This window comes from Thalassospira sp. UBA4513 (assembly GCF_002388495.1).
GTDB classification, from domain to species: domain Bacteria; phylum Pseudomonadota; class Alphaproteobacteria; order Rhodospirillales; family Thalassospiraceae; genus Thalassospira; species Thalassospira tepidiphila.
On the sequence record NZ_DGMR01000039.1, the window covers coordinates 6,121 to 18,857 of the forward strand.

At 54.4% G+C, this 12,737-nt stretch carries 13 protein-coding genes and 1 tRNA gene; 6 read left to right on the top strand and 8 right to left on the bottom strand.

The annotated features are described in order from the left end of the window. The first annotated feature begins 1 nt into the window (after position 1). The 3 genes from B2T33_RS16980 (at position 2) to B2T33_RS16990 (ending at position 1,414) form a co-directional block, all read left to right on the top strand. Positions 2-70: transfer RNA gene (locus B2T33_RS16980), tRNA-Arg, on the top strand. A gap of 114 nt (positions 71-184) precedes the next feature. Further along, entirely contained in the window at positions 185-661 is a 477-nt protein-coding gene (locus tag B2T33_RS16985; RefSeq protein WP_063086430.1) for a hypothetical protein, read from the top strand. Between the two features lie 105 nt (positions 662-766). Then, positions 767-1,414 (top strand): 5'-methylthioadenosine/S-adenosylhomocysteine nucleosidase, encoded by a 648-nt coding sequence (locus B2T33_RS16990; RefSeq protein ID WP_197146268.1) that lies wholly within the window; start codon positions 767-769, stop codon positions 1,412-1,414. A 36-nt stretch (positions 1,415-1,450) separates the two neighbouring features. Here the strand turns inward: B2T33_RS16990 and B2T33_RS16995 are convergent, their stop codons facing one another. The 5 genes from B2T33_RS16995 to B2T33_RS17015 all read right to left on the bottom strand — a co-directional run bounded on the left by B2T33_RS16995 (position 1,451) and on the right by B2T33_RS17015 (position 6,921). Continuing rightward, the gene (locus B2T33_RS16995) at positions 1,451-3,118 is read right to left on the bottom strand and encodes a thiamine pyrophosphate-binding protein (protein ID WP_197146267.1); all 1,668 of its coding nucleotides are present in this window, start codon (positions 3,116-3,118) and stop codon (positions 1,451-1,453) included. 226 nt (positions 3,119-3,344) lie between these two features. Continuing rightward, positions 3,345-3,899, bottom strand: a complete 555-nt coding sequence (locus tag B2T33_RS17000) for a polysaccharide biosynthesis/export family protein (RefSeq protein ID WP_197146266.1) — start codon at positions 3,897-3,899, stop codon at positions 3,345-3,347. After that, positions 3,900-5,102, bottom strand: coding sequence for an outer membrane beta-barrel protein (locus B2T33_RS17005; protein WP_197146265.1), 1,203 nt, complete (start codon positions 5,100-5,102; stop codon positions 3,900-3,902). It abuts the gene before it with no gap. Beyond that, a complete protein-coding gene (locus tag B2T33_RS17010; protein WP_197146264.1) occupies positions 5,102-5,755 on the bottom strand; it encodes a sugar transferase in 654 nt (217 codons plus the stop codon). Before B2T33_RS17010 ends, B2T33_RS17005 begins: the two co-directional genes overlap by 1 nt. 197 nt (positions 5,756-5,952) lie before the next feature. Beyond that, on the bottom strand, positions 5,953-6,921 hold the full coding sequence (locus B2T33_RS17015; RefSeq protein WP_197146263.1) for a DNA-binding response regulator: 969 nt from the start codon (positions 6,919-6,921) through the stop codon (positions 5,953-5,955). A gap of 152 nt (positions 6,922-7,073) precedes the next feature. On the opposite strand from B2T33_RS17015, the gene B2T33_RS17020 reads away from it, so the two are divergent. The 3 genes from B2T33_RS17020 (at position 7,074) to B2T33_RS17030 (ending at position 10,334) form a co-directional block, all read left to right on the top strand. Then, positions 7,074-8,258, top strand: coding sequence for an EAL domain-containing response regulator (locus tag B2T33_RS17020; protein ID WP_197146262.1), 1,185 nt, complete (start codon positions 7,074-7,076; stop codon positions 8,256-8,258). Positions 8,259-8,347: 89 nt separating this feature from the next. Next, a complete protein-coding gene (locus B2T33_RS17025; protein ID WP_252724007.1) occupies positions 8,348-8,827 on the top strand; it encodes a molybdopterin-dependent oxidoreductase in 480 nt (159 codons plus the stop codon). Then, positions 8,814-10,334, top strand: a complete 1,521-nt coding sequence (locus tag B2T33_RS17030; protein ID WP_252724006.1) for a sensor histidine kinase — start codon at positions 8,814-8,816, stop codon at positions 10,332-10,334. Before B2T33_RS17025 ends, B2T33_RS17030 begins: the two co-directional genes overlap by 14 nt. A 31-nt stretch (positions 10,335-10,365) precedes the next feature. Here the strand turns inward: B2T33_RS17030 and B2T33_RS17035 are convergent, their stop codons facing one another. The 3 genes from B2T33_RS17035 to B2T33_RS17045 form a co-directional block, all read right to left on the bottom strand. Continuing rightward, positions 10,366-11,601: a response regulator gene (locus B2T33_RS17035; protein ID WP_256430677.1), complete on the bottom strand. Its 1,236-nt coding sequence runs from the start codon at positions 11,599-11,601 to the stop codon at positions 10,366-10,368. Between the two features lie 15 nt (positions 11,602-11,616). Next, a complete protein-coding gene (locus B2T33_RS17040; protein ID WP_197146259.1) occupies positions 11,617-12,090 on the bottom strand; it encodes a response regulator in 474 nt (157 codons plus the stop codon). A 158-nt stretch (positions 12,091-12,248) separates the two neighbouring features. Further along, complete coding sequence (locus B2T33_RS17045) at positions 12,249-12,716, bottom strand: DoxX family protein (RefSeq protein WP_197146258.1); 468 nt, start codon at positions 12,714-12,716, stop codon at positions 12,249-12,251. Positions 12,717-12,737: the final 21 nt, after the last annotated feature.

Genomic DNA, 12,737 nt, shown 5'->3' on the forward strand with positions numbered 1-12,737 from the left:
TAGCTCAGCTGGATAGAGCGCTGCCCTCCGAAGGCAGAGGCCACAGGTTCGAATCCTGTCGGGTGCGCCAATTTTCTCCCAAAATTGCTTTGTCAGTTGGCATCCGCGGATAGTGCGCGTAAGGATGATTTTTACCATGCCGAAACCGGCAGGGGTGCGTTTTTGCATTTGTTGGGGCGAACCAATGACAAAGCTGTTTTTCCTTTTCACCATTCATCCGGTTTCGTTGGCGATCTGGACCTTTGTTGTGATGGCAATGGTGGTGATGACCGGCTGGGCACACCTTGCCACGCTGACCTTTGCGTTTGAGGCTGGCATATTCGATGCTGATGTGACGCTTGAAGAAGATGTCGCCGTCATTCTGGTTGCCTTTGGCGTGTTCCTTGAGATGCGCGAAATGTTGGCGAAACGAGCTTATGGCGAAGAGATTGCCGAGAAACAGCATGATCTCAACGAACTTTCAGAGCGTTATGGCGCCTACCTGCTCATCATCGGGCTGTTTATGGAAATCAATGACCAGTGCTTCGAGCCACTGCTTGAAAATACCGGGTTTGCCGCGATTGGCGTATCGACCATGGCTTTGTTTGACGTGATCGCGCTTGTTGTGGGCTTTGGTTATCTCGCCAAACTGTTCGCTCCGACCCGTTCTGTCGCCGCCTGATGCGATCACGTTACACTGACAGTGATGCCGTGATTTTGGGGCTGCGGAAATGTTGCCCGGCCTTTATGCTGCGGGTTCTGATTTCAAGAATGTGGAAAGTCAAAGATGCGCGGATACCTTCATGATGTCGCAGGCCATAACGTGTTGTTCGCAATGGCGGCACCGGCGGAATATGGCGACCACCTCAAGGAGCGGTTTACGCCCTTGATGATCGGGGTTGGGCCGGTGGAGGCTGCGATCAATCTGACCGCGGCATTGACCGAATTGAAGCTGTCGGATGATTTGCCCGATCTTGTCGTGACATTGGGATCAGCCGGATCGCGTACGCTGGAACAGGCCGAGGTTTATCAGGCCGTTTCGGTATCGTATCGGGATATGGATGCATCGGTTCTGGGCTTTGAGAAGGGCTGCACGCCGTTTGTTGATCTGCCTGCCGAGATCGAGATGGCGTTACGCATTCCCGGTATCCCCGAAGCGCGTTTGTCGACCGGGGCCAATGTGGTGTCGGGTGCGGCCTATGACGTGATTGATGCCGACATGGTCGATATGGAAAGCTTTGCCATCCTGCGTGCGTGCCACAAGTTTGGCGTGCCGCTGATTGGTTTGCGCGGCATTTCCGACGGCAAGGAAGAGCTTTCCAAGCTGTCGGACTGGACGGCCTATCTGCATGTGGTTGATGAGAAACTTGCCGTTGCGGTCGATGCGCTGAAAGCTGGCCTTGAAAGCGGCGAGATCAGCATTCCCAGACGCTGATCCCGCTTATTGCATTTTCGAAACAATTAAGTCGACTTAGGTGCCCGCACGGATCTGATCAAGGGTTTTGATCGGGGTAAGCGCTTGTGGGTCCACCTGGATTTCAAGGATGGCCGGTTTGCCGGAGGCAACTGCGCGGTCGAAGGCCGGGCCGAAATCCTCGGTCCTTGTGACGGTTTCACCGTATCCGCCAAAGGCCTTGGCGTAGGCGGCGAAATCCGGGTTATGCAGTTCGGTGCCAGACACACGGCCGGGATAGTTGCGTTCCTGATGCATGCGGATGGTGCCAAACATACCGTTATTGACCACCAGCGTGATGATATTCGCGCCATATTGCACGGCGGTGGCAAATTCCTGTCCGTGCATCAAAAAGCATCCGTCGCCGGCAAGACAGACGACCGGGCGATCCGGATGAGCGAGCTTGGCCGAGACCGAGGCCGGAAGCCCATACCCCATCGAGCCCGATGTCGGGGCCAGTTCGGTGCGGTATTCCCGGTAGCGGAAGAAACGATGCAAAAAGGCGGCGTAGTTGCCCGCCCCATTGGTGACAATCGCATTGTCGGGCAGTTTTTCACGCAGTTCCGCCACCACATGGGCCATTTTGACATCGCCCGGGGTTTCAACCGGGGTGGAAAAGGCGATGTAGTTGGCGTGTGCGGTTTCGATCATGTCATCGCGGGCCGATCCATCCACCGGCTCCATCATGGCGATGGCGCGCAGGAAAGATCGCTGGGACGCATTGATTGCAACATCGGGGCGATAAACCCGGCCCAACTCATCCGGGCCGCTGTAAACATGGACCAGTTTCTGTTTCGGGCAGGGGATATCAAGCAGGCTATAGCCGCTGCTGGTCATTTCCCCCATGCGCGATCCGACAAGGATCACAAGATCACTGTCCTTGATGAGCTCGGCCAGCTTCGGGTTGATGCCGATCCCGACATCACCAATGAAGTGGCTGTGCGTGTTGGGGATATAGTCCTGACAGCGGAAGCTTGTCGCAATCGGCACATTGTTACGAACTGCAAACGATTTAAGGTTTTCAGTCGCTTCGCGGGTCCAGCCACCCCCACCAACGATCATGACCGGCTTTGCGGATTTCGCAAGAGCGTCACGGAAGCGAGAGACATCTTCAGGCGCTGTTTTGGCCTCAACCGGGACGTAGGGTTTGGCATCGGCAACATCTGTGCTTGAAGACAGCATGTCTTCGGGAAGCGCCAGAACCACAGGGCCGGGGCGACCGGATGTCGCGATGTGATAGGCGTGGCTGATATATTCCGGAATGCGGTTGATGTCATCAATCTGCCCGACCCACTTTGCCAATGGGTCGAACATTTTGCGGTAATCGACTTCCTGAAACGCTTCGCGATCAACCATGTCACGCCCGATCTGCCCGACCAGCAGGATCATTGGTGTGCTGTCCTGATGGGCGACATGAACGCCGGCCGATGCGTTGGTGGCACCGGGACCACGGGTGACCATGCAGATGCCGGGTTTATTGGTCAGCTTGCCATAGGCCTCTGCCATGATGGCGGCCCCGCCTTCCTGACGGCAAATGATCGGATCGATGCCCGGATGATCGACAAGGCCATCAAGCACGGCGAGATAGCTTTCGCCCGGGACAAGAAAGACGCGTTCAGCCCCGTGCAGGGCCAGTTGATCGACCAGAATGCGTCCGCCATGGCGCGTTTCTGTTTTCCCGGACATGTTTCGTGAACTCCGTTGCGTGGGGCAAAATCGTTTTAGTTTTTATCTGTTTGCCATCTGGTGATGGCGTGAGCGCGATTTCATCATGGAAAACGGGCGCAGGTAAAGATGGTTGATCCAGAAAACAGCGGAAAATCCGACGATATGTGGAGCAGTTCTAAAACCCCAGCGTTCTGATCGAAAATGTATAGTGGATTGTGCTGGAAATCCGCTATTTTGCAGTGATTTAGAAGTACCTTTCGGCCACGCGCACGATGTCGCCGGGCATAACGATGGTGGCGAGCGTTGCCGGGATAATGACGCGCGATGCATCATGACCACGCAGGATTTCGATGTCATCCTCATCCCCGCGATAGGTCAGCCCGCCGCCGACTGCGATGGCATTGAGCACATTCATTCCCGGCACATAATCATAGGATCCGGGTTGATTGACCTCCCCCATGATGAAGAACGGGCGAAAGGCGATGATTTCGACCGCAATATCGGGGTGCCGCAAATAACCATCCAGATAGGCGTCATGGATTTTCTGGCGCGCCTGATCTGTGGTGAGGTTGCGCACGCTTACCGGCCCGATCAGCGCAAGGTTCAGCCTGCCCATGGCATCGACCTTGAATTCGCCTGACAGGTCCGGTTCACCAAACACCGTGACCCGCACCGTATCGCCACTATCCATGACATAGATGGTCTGGGCTTTTGCCGTCATCGTCATCACGATCAAGGCGAGCAGCGTGATCAGGACCGTGCGCAAGCCATTGAACAAGCGTGGCTTTGGTGTTGTCATTTACATCTCCAGCTTGAGGCGGATGTGGCTTTGCAGGCGTTCATAATCCTCACCCGCGCTATTTGAGTTTCGCTGGTCATAAGCGAGGCCACCCTCGATCCGGGCAAGGCGATTAAGCTCATAGCGAACGCCAACCCCGAACCGACTGGTGTTGTCACGCCGCGTGGTTTGTTGGAAGGTTTCTGCGCTGTAGTCAGCACTGAGTGAAACGGTCAGTCGCCGGCGCAGTTCATGGGAAATACCTGCTCCTGCTTCAAAAGCCAGAATGCCACTGGCACCGGTCTGCGTCGTTTCGCGCACGGTACGCGCGGCATTGAACGCGATATTGGTCAGGCGGGTGACCGACCAGTCGAAATCGCCGCGCAAGGTATAATCCCCGATATTGCCAAAGGCCGGGTCGGCATAAGTCTGGTTCATCCAGCCCGCCGCCAGATCGGCCGTAATCAGATCGGTCAGATCAAGGCGAATGCCGCCCAGCATCTGATAGCCCGCTGAATCGCGGATGCGACCACCATCATCGGGGGTGCGGTCATATTGTCGCTGGTTAAACGTGACTTCGCCGTAAGCCTCACGCCCAAGATCAAGCGGCCACAGAATACGGAGCGTCTCGCGCAGTTCAAGGCGATCACGATCATCATTGCGGATGAGTGATCCGTTGCGCGCGGTGCTGTCGTCAAAATCAAGACGGCGAAGTGCAAACTGTGATTCGTAATGCAGGCCGTTGGTAATATGGCGGCCGCCAATCTGGGCGCTGACATCACGGTAAATAACGGGCTCTGTGGCACTGGTTGGGACATCGTTGCTGCCGCGCGGGTCGTGGGCGCGCTTAAGCTGAACCCCGCCTTCAACGGATGTCGCACCGAGATCAAGGCTGCCCGCAGTGCTGAGTTCAAGGTCCTGATAATCATCGCTAGATGAGTCGGCAAAAAAGCCAAGCTCGCCGCCGGCGGCGAGATGCAGGCGAAAAACCCGCCAATCGCCCTGCAGGGTCAGGCGCGGGGTTAGAGTTGTGATGACGTCGCCGGTTGGATTGGCATCGCTTTGAAATATGTTGCTGTCATATCGCGTGCCGAATTCAACCAACGGGGTTGCCAGAATTCGGCCGAGACGAATGCCACCAGCGTCATCGGGATTTTCCATTGCGGCGGCGGGGGCCACGACATTTGCAAAGAGCAGTGCGGTGGACATCACGAATTTACGCATTACACCAGCCGCCGGTCGCGACCAAGACAGGGTTTGAGCGCGCGTTGGGGCTGGCGTTGCGGCCGATATCGCGTAAGCGTCCTGAAGGGCAGGGCAACCGTGCGGATCAGAATGGCGCAATCAAACAAAGGGGTCTGGCGGCGGATATATTCAAGATCGCAGGCAATACGCGCCTTCAAGTGATCAGTGCTGCAGACCGGGCCGCGCCAGCCCTGAATTTGCGCCCATCCGGTCATGCCCGGTTTTATCGCAAGCCGGGCGGTATAGTCGGGAATATGTTTGGCAAATCGATGGTGATCGGCAAGGCTGTGCGGGCGCGGCCCGACCAGTGACATGTCGCCGCGCAGCACATTGATGAATTGCGGCAATTCATCAAGTCCGGTGATACGCAAAATCGAACTGAGCGTTTCTGCAAATCGCAGGCCGCGTGGAGAAAGCGGGCGGCAGGTTCGATCACGTAAAGTTCGGAACTTGAAAATGACAAAGATCCGACCGTCAAGACCAATCCGTTTTTGCAAAAACAGCGGATTGTGAAAGCCAGATCCAAACAGCAAGACCGCAATGATCATCAGAACAGGGAAAAGCACCAGCAACCCGATCCCGGCAAACAGAATATCGTATGCCCGTTTGACAGATCGGTTATGGTCGGACATCGACCGATGACAGGCCCAGGACGGTTTTGACGACGGTTCTGATGTGTCGCTATGTCCAGTCAACTCCTGTGCCCCACCCCAGCATTCAAGACCCTGATGTTTCTTAACTCAGGGTAGATGTATTGGCGGCGTTTTCAAGTTTTTATGGTGTGGGTCTTTGGTCGGATGACGTTGTTTAAGCACTAATTTACAGTGCGTTAGCGCAAGGACGGAATACTTGAAAGTACCGTTTTCATCAGTTGCGGCTGCCGGTTCACACCGGTTTTCGAGAAGATGGTCTTAAGATACGTCCGTGCCGAAGAATGCGAGATTCCAACCAGTTCTGCGGCCTGATCAAGGGCCAGCCCCTCTGCCAGCTTTTGGGTCAATTTGGCTTCGGATCGGGTCAGGCCAAACAGATCCATCAGATCGTCGACCGCTGGCGGGCGCTGCTGGGCCGGGTCGACCAGAATGATCATGAAGCTTTGTTTGCTATCAGCTTTTTTGGGGACCCGGCGAATGAGAAGCGACAGCTTTTCACCGTCACGTTCAAGCGAGAAGCTCTGATGGCTGCGGGGAACGGTTTTGCCCGGCGGCACAAGAAATTTCGTCAGACCTTCCGGGCTTGGGTCAATGATCAGGCGTCCCTGTGGGCCGGAGCGCACCAGTGAGGACCGCCTGAGAACCTCGGCACCCTGTGAATTGAGATGCAGGATGGTCAGGGTCTCGTCAACCGCAATCACGCCCAGCTCAAACAGGTCGAGAAACTCGGTCGGCAGGGTATCTTCGCTTTGGCCAAGGCGGCTTTTGATCTCGGTTTCGATGTCATCAAGCATCGTCTCAAGCATGGTTGGTTTGGGATAGAAGCGAAAGACGCCGATTTCATTGACCGCCAGCAGTGCTGATTGCAGATCGGCATAACCCGTCAGCATCACAATGATCAATTCCTTGCGGGCCTTGCGCAGTTCGGCGGCGAGTTCAAGGCCGGTCATGCCCGGCATATGGATATCAAGGATGACTGCCGAAACATCCGGATCGGCGATGATGGCATCACGCGCGGCAATCGGGTCATTGACAAAGACCCCCTCCCAGTCCGGGCGCAGGCGGGCAAAATTGCGGCGATGAGACGACAGAAGATTTTCGTCATCATCGACAAAGGCAATCCGGACCGTCTTTTTGGCCGTCATCAAAAGCGCCCTCCACAAATGGGGATATTGGAGAAAGGTAGTCTGACACTAATCTGCGAACGTTCAAAGCTCCGCTATTTGTATAGCACGCATTTAGGCGGGGCTGTCTTGAGAAGATTACCGCGGTGATCGCGTTCCGGAGATGTCCATTTATGGATCAGGTTGATAAACAACGGCCCGTCATTCTGATGGTCGATGATGATGAAAAGTTGCTGGCGGCGGTACGTCGTACCCTGTCGGGCTGCTTTGAATTCGTCACCCATACAGACGGGCAGGCTGCACTGGATTGGCTGGCGCAAAACCGCGACCGGACAGACCTGATCATCGCCGATCTGGTGATGCCGAACATTGACGGCATTTCCTTTCTCAAACAGTCAGCACGCATGGCACCCGGAATCAACCGGATGTTGTTGTCTGGTAACGTTTCCAGCCTGTCGCTGCGTGAGGCGATCAATCAGGCCATGGTGACGCGTGTTCTGGCAAAACCGGTGTCGGTCGCCGTCCTTAAGGAAGCGATTGACCGTATTCTCAATACCGGCGTGGTGGTTAAAAAGGTTTCTTCGGGTCCAACGGCCCTGATGGTCAATAACGCCATTGACCGGGCAGACTTCCACACCGTCCTGCAGCCGCGTTTTCGTGCAAGCGACCTTGGCCTGTGCGGGGCAGAGGTCCTGTGTCGCATGCCATCTCTTGAAAAGGAATTTGGCATCGACGAGATCATCGAAGCCTCTCAGGACAATCCGGTGATCAACCGCCTTGGCAGTCAATTGATGGCCATCATGATTGATCAGGCACCGCGCTATCGTGCACTTATGGGTGATCAGGCCAACCTTGCGGTCAATCTGTCACTGTTCTCTCTGAAGACACCGCAATTCTTTGAGCTGCTCATTCGCTTCTATGAAAAGATGCGGATGCGCGGGGTGACCGTGTCCTATGAAATTCCCGAACGCCAATTGCTGTCCAACGATCTTGAGATGCTGGCCAATGCCACGCGTTTGCGCGAACGCGGTATTGCGCTTCTGATTGATGATTTCGGATCGGGGAACAATTCGCTTGATCTGCTGCGTCAGGAAGTCTTTGCCGGTATCAAGCTTGACCGCGATCTGGTGCGCGGCACCATGACAGATTTTCTCGATGATGCCTTTGTTGAATGGATTGCACAGGTCTGCTCGAAAATGGGTCTTTCGATTTCCGCCAAGGGTATCGAAAACCCCGGTGTGGTCGAAAGGCTGCGGGTATACGGGATTACAGAACTGCAAGGTTTCCACCTAGGTGTACCGGTATCACTCGAAGAATGGGAAGAAACCGCAATTACACCCTTTCAGGCATCTGGTTGATTGATATCGCGTCAAAATTCCCGGTGCAGGCATTGAAAAACAATTGCTGGCAACCACTGTGTATAATCGTGTGATGGAGCATGAAAAAAATGATGAAAAGCGCCCTTAAACTGTTTGCGATGGTGATCGCACTGATTGGATTTCATGTCGCCCCGTCTTTGGCGGATGGCACATTGTCCATGACCAGGGTTGATGGTGAAACTGTCCATGTTTCGCTTGAGGAACTGATGAAGCTGCAGGCCACCGAAATCAGTACGTCGACCCAGTGGACTGACGGGGTACAGAAGTTCCGTGGTGTTGCCTTTGATACGTTGTTTGACACCTATGGTCTGAAAGCGGAAACCGTGCGTGTTTCAGCACTCAATGACTATAACGTGATGGTGCCTGCAGATGTTCTGCGCAACGATGGTGCCATTCTGGCCTATCACCTCAACGATGCCGAAATGTCGGTGCGTGAAAAGGGGCCTTTCTGGGTCATTTTCCCCTATGACGCCGACGCGCGGTTTCAGACTGATACCTATTGGGCTTATTCCGTCTGGCAGGTAAAGTCTGTTGATGCAGCAAATTAAGTCATTCCTGTTCAAGCAGTCAGGCAGGGCCATGTTTATCGCATTGGTCCTGTTTGTCGTGCTTTACGGATTTCTGTCAGCAGCGATTGTCCACCAGCTTGACGATGAGCGGTTCAAGTACCGCGAAAATTTCGTCTGGGCGGTTTTTCAGGTGCAGCGTCAGTTTCTTGTCGTGCAGCGTGACATAGAGGCTGCAATCGGCCGGTTTGGTTTGTCCGACGATGTGGTCGACCGCGTCCTGCTGGAATATGAAATTCTGGTCAGCCGTGTCTACCTGCTGCGTGATGGTGACGGGTTCGAGGTGTTGTTCACGGTGCCGGAAGTCGCCGAAACAATCAAACAGCTTGAACTTCAGATCGAGAAGATCGATGCGGCGTTGGCGACCATCACCGATCCTGAGGAAAAGCTGAGCGCGTTGTATCGCTTGCTTGAGCCGATGAACGAATCTTTGCAACAGGCGGTGGTGCGTACAACGAACTTTGTTTCGATTTACAACGCCAACAATATCTCGGTCGTGAAAACCGATATTCAGATCCTGTCCTATCTGTTTTTCGTCGGTGTGATTGTCATGGCAGTTCTTGGTACTTTCATGATCCGCCAGCGCCAAAAGATTTTTGCCGCCGATATGGCCGCCCAAAAAGCGCGCCAGGAACAGGAAGTGATCGAGGAAGCCGCCGATTACGCCAAGATGCATGCGCTTGGCACCTTGGCCGGCGGGGTTGCGCATGAAATCAACACGCCGGCACAATATATCCAGAACAATCTTGAATTCTTGTCCGACAGCTTCGCCGATCTGGTTGGCGCGATTGACCGCAAGAATCCCGATGAACCGGCTCGGCTCAATCTTGATAAACCCAAGATCGACTTCATTACCGAAGAAGTCCCGATGGCGATTGACGAGAGTATTCAGGGCTTGAACCGGATTGCCGAGATTGTCCGTGGTATTCGCAAATTCGCCCATCCGACAACCGATGCCGTGGAGCCGATTTCGATTACCGAGGAAATCGATACCGCCGTTACCCTGGCGCGCAACCAGGTCAAACATATCGCCGATCTGGACGTTGTCATGCAGTCCGATGTCACCGAAGTCAGTGGGCGCAGAAACCACTTGTCGCAAGCGCTGATCAACCTGATCGTCAATGCGTCACAAGCCATCCGTGAAACAGGTCAGCGCCGCGGGCGCATTGATCTTCTGGTGACGTCTGATGAAGACAATGTCTATATCCGCTTGCGTGATAATGGCGCGGGCGTTCCCGAAAATATTCGCGAACGCATCTTTGATTACTTCTTTACCACCAAGGAACGGGGTGTTGGCACCGGTCAGGGATTGCCGATCTGTCGCAAACTTATTCAGGATGATTTCAACGGGGACCTGACCTTGTCCGCGGACTATATCGACGGGGCGGAATTTGTGATCCGGTTGCCGAAACCCGATCAAAACGCCGCCACTGACACCAATGCGGATCTCCTTGAAGGGCCAAGTGACCTTAACAGTTTGCTTCGGTAATCAGGCAGGTCTTTGATCAGAAGGCAGTGTTTCAGAAATTATGAGGCTTGGTTGCTTCCAGCGGGATGTGCTTGCCAATGCAGGCGCGTTCCCAAATCTGCCAATCAGCCGCAGCACCACATCGGGTGATAAATCCACGCGCGAGGTCATATTTTTCTGCGCGTGTCACACCATCAACACCTGCCTTGCGCGCAAAATGCTGTGCTGCATAGACAATCAGCAAGCTTTCCGACCTGTCGGTTGGTGCGGATTCCGGACGATGATGAAATGCGATGTTTTCAATGATCTGATGGGAAAAACCCCAGCAGGCACACAGGCACGCTGATACAGCCGGATGAGCAAAGCCCATTTCACTGATTTCAGCTGATATGATGTCGCAATTATCTACGTCTGCACGATGGCGGCTGGCTGCATGTTTTTCAGGCACAACGCGAGCAGTGAAAATATCGCCGATGTGACACAGAAGAGCAGCGGCACGGATCTGATCGACAGATTCCGGTTCAAGGTTGCGAAGTCGTGCGATCTCGGCCGCCATCTGACCCAGGACAAGGGGACGATGAAGGTCGACACTGATCCGCTCGCCATCAAACTGGCTGGGTTGTCCCAGTTCGCACCAAAGCACGCACAGTGCTTTGATGGTCTCGATACCCAAGATTTTAAGAAGCTTGATGAAGTCAGGATGACAGTCCCCGGGTATGAGTTGCTCACGCAGGGCAAGCTCATGGACAAGGTTCGTTAACGCCGGGTGATCGTTTGCGAAATCAGTAAGTTCGGCATGGCTACTGGGACCGCTGAATTGCAGTATGGAATGCAGGCGACGAAAGGTTATTGGCCACATCAGATCGCCCGGAACGATGGAAAGCAAATCAACCAGAAACGGGTCGCGCAGATATCTGTTCATGATCAGGCCGCGCTCGGCTGCGTGGATGATGTCGCTATCGGTGCAGGGTTTGGCCAAAAAATGATGGGTGGCGGCAGCACCATTCTGGATGGCGATTTCATCGGCATAGCCGGACAACAGAATGCGGGATGTTTGCGGCCAGCGTGTTGCAACGATCCGAAGGAACTCCGCCCCGTCCATGGACGGCATGCGCATGTCGGAAATGACGACGTCTGCAGGCTGTTCTTCCAGTCCGATCAACGCCTGTTCCGCACCTTCGTAAAAGCGCATCTTCCAGTTCGGACGCATTGATAACATACGCCGCCGTAAACCTCTGAGAACGTTGAGGTCATCATCAACAAATATGATCGAGGCATTATGCGGCATTGCTTGTATGGCTCTCTAAGCGATTGCTGCAGACAGGCTGGCGGCATCACAGGGTTTGCTCAGAACGAAGGTCGCGCCGACAGATTTGGCTTCTTCATTGACCTTGGCGTCATAGAAACCGGTCAACATGATTTTGCGTGTACCTTCGGCATTCTTGATTTCACGGCGCTCGATCTCATAAAGCAATTCGATGCCTGACATTCCGGGCATCATATAATCAAGAATCACCACGTCATAAGGCGTTTGTTTGCGGCCCGCCTGGGCCAGCATCTGCAACGCGATTTCGCCGTTTTCAGCGACGTCTATGTGAGTGGCACCGGCACTGCGCAGGACACGGCGAACGGAGAAGCGCACTTCGATACTGTCATCGACCAGCAGGAAACGCTTTTCGGCATTCGGTTTGCGGTATGCGTTATCCCCTTTGCAGCGGCGCAAACCGTCGGCGATTTCGATATCATTCTGACTGTTTTTGGGCGACGCGATGTTCATGGCTTCGTTCCGGATCACTTTGCAATGGTTGGATCAGTAGCTTGGTCACCATCTTCGCCATTTTCCGGGGCGGGCAATATCCCCATTTGGGGAGCAAACGAAAAACGGGCTGCACTTATGGCAGCCCGTTGAAAACACGCGCGAATTTGGCGGTATGATCAGAATTCACGGCCGATCTTGTGATCGACAGAGAATTTTCCCCCGCCCTGAATAAGCACCGACAGGGCAAGAAGCCCCCACATCAGAGGCATTTCAAAACCACCCTCGTTCCAGAAATAACCAGCTGGAAGATGGGTTGAAACAGCAATCGCCATGAAAACAAGAACTGCCGCTGCCACCGGACGGGTCAAAAGGCCAATCGTCAGCATAAGGCCGCCGACAAATTCCAGAAGGCCAATAGCAAGCGCAAACAGGAAGCCCGGAACAAAGCCGATGCTTTCCAGCCAGCCTGCGGTTCCTTCGAGGCCATAACCACCAAAGGCACCAAACAGTTTCTGGGCACCGTGCGGGACCAACAGAATGCCGGTGGTCACACGGACAATGACAGGCGAAAGCGGTTGCAGGGTTGACCATACATTGCCAAGGGCAGGGATGATCGAACGGGTGTTTGCGTTATACGAAGTCATGGTCGTTCTCCTAACCATGGG

What these genes read in the sequence shown, in the direction of transcription:
- B2T33_RS16995 (WP_197146267.1), bottom strand. Translation starts at nt 3,118, where the DNA reads ATGTCCGGGAAAACAGAAACGCGCCATGGCGGACGCATTCTGGTCGAT.
- B2T33_RS17045 (WP_197146258.1), bottom strand. Translation starts at nt 12,716, where the DNA reads ATGACTTCGTATAACGCAAACACCCGTTCGATCATCCCTGCCCTTGGC.
- B2T33_RS17020 (WP_197146262.1), top strand. Translation starts at nt 7,074, where the DNA reads ATGGATCAGGTTGATAAACAACGGCCCGTCATTCTGATGGTCGATGAT.
- B2T33_RS17000 (WP_197146266.1), bottom strand. Translation starts at nt 3,899, where the DNA reads ATGACAACACCAAAGCCACGCTTGTTCAATGGCTTGCGCACGGTCCTG.
- B2T33_RS17005 (WP_197146265.1), bottom strand. Translation starts at nt 5,102, where the DNA reads ATGCGTAAATTCGTGATGTCCACCGCACTGCTCTTTGCAAATGTCGTG.
- B2T33_RS16985 (WP_063086430.1), top strand. Translation starts at nt 185, where the DNA reads ATGACAAAGCTGTTTTTCCTTTTCACCATTCATCCGGTTTCGTTGGCG.
- B2T33_RS17040 (WP_197146259.1), bottom strand. Translation starts at nt 12,090, where the DNA reads ATGAACATCGCGTCGCCCAAAAACAGTCAGAATGATATCGAAATCGCC.
- B2T33_RS17010 (WP_197146264.1), bottom strand. Translation starts at nt 5,755, where the DNA reads ATGTCCGACCATAACCGATCTGTCAAACGGGCATACGATATTCTGTTT.
- B2T33_RS17015 (WP_197146263.1), bottom strand. Translation starts at nt 6,921, where the DNA reads ATGACGGCCAAAAAGACGGTCCGGATTGCCTTTGTCGATGATGACGAA.
- B2T33_RS16990 (WP_197146268.1), top strand. Translation starts at nt 767, where the DNA reads ATGCGCGGATACCTTCATGATGTCGCAGGCCATAACGTGTTGTTCGCA.
- B2T33_RS17030 (WP_252724006.1), top strand. Translation starts at nt 8,814, where the DNA reads ATGCAGCAAATTAAGTCATTCCTGTTCAAGCAGTCAGGCAGGGCCATG.
- B2T33_RS17025 (WP_252724007.1), top strand. Translation starts at nt 8,348, where the DNA reads ATGATGAAAAGCGCCCTTAAACTGTTTGCGATGGTGATCGCACTGATT.
- B2T33_RS17035 (WP_256430677.1), bottom strand. Translation starts at nt 11,601, where the DNA reads ATGCCGCATAATGCCTCGATCATATTTGTTGATGATGACCTCAACGTT.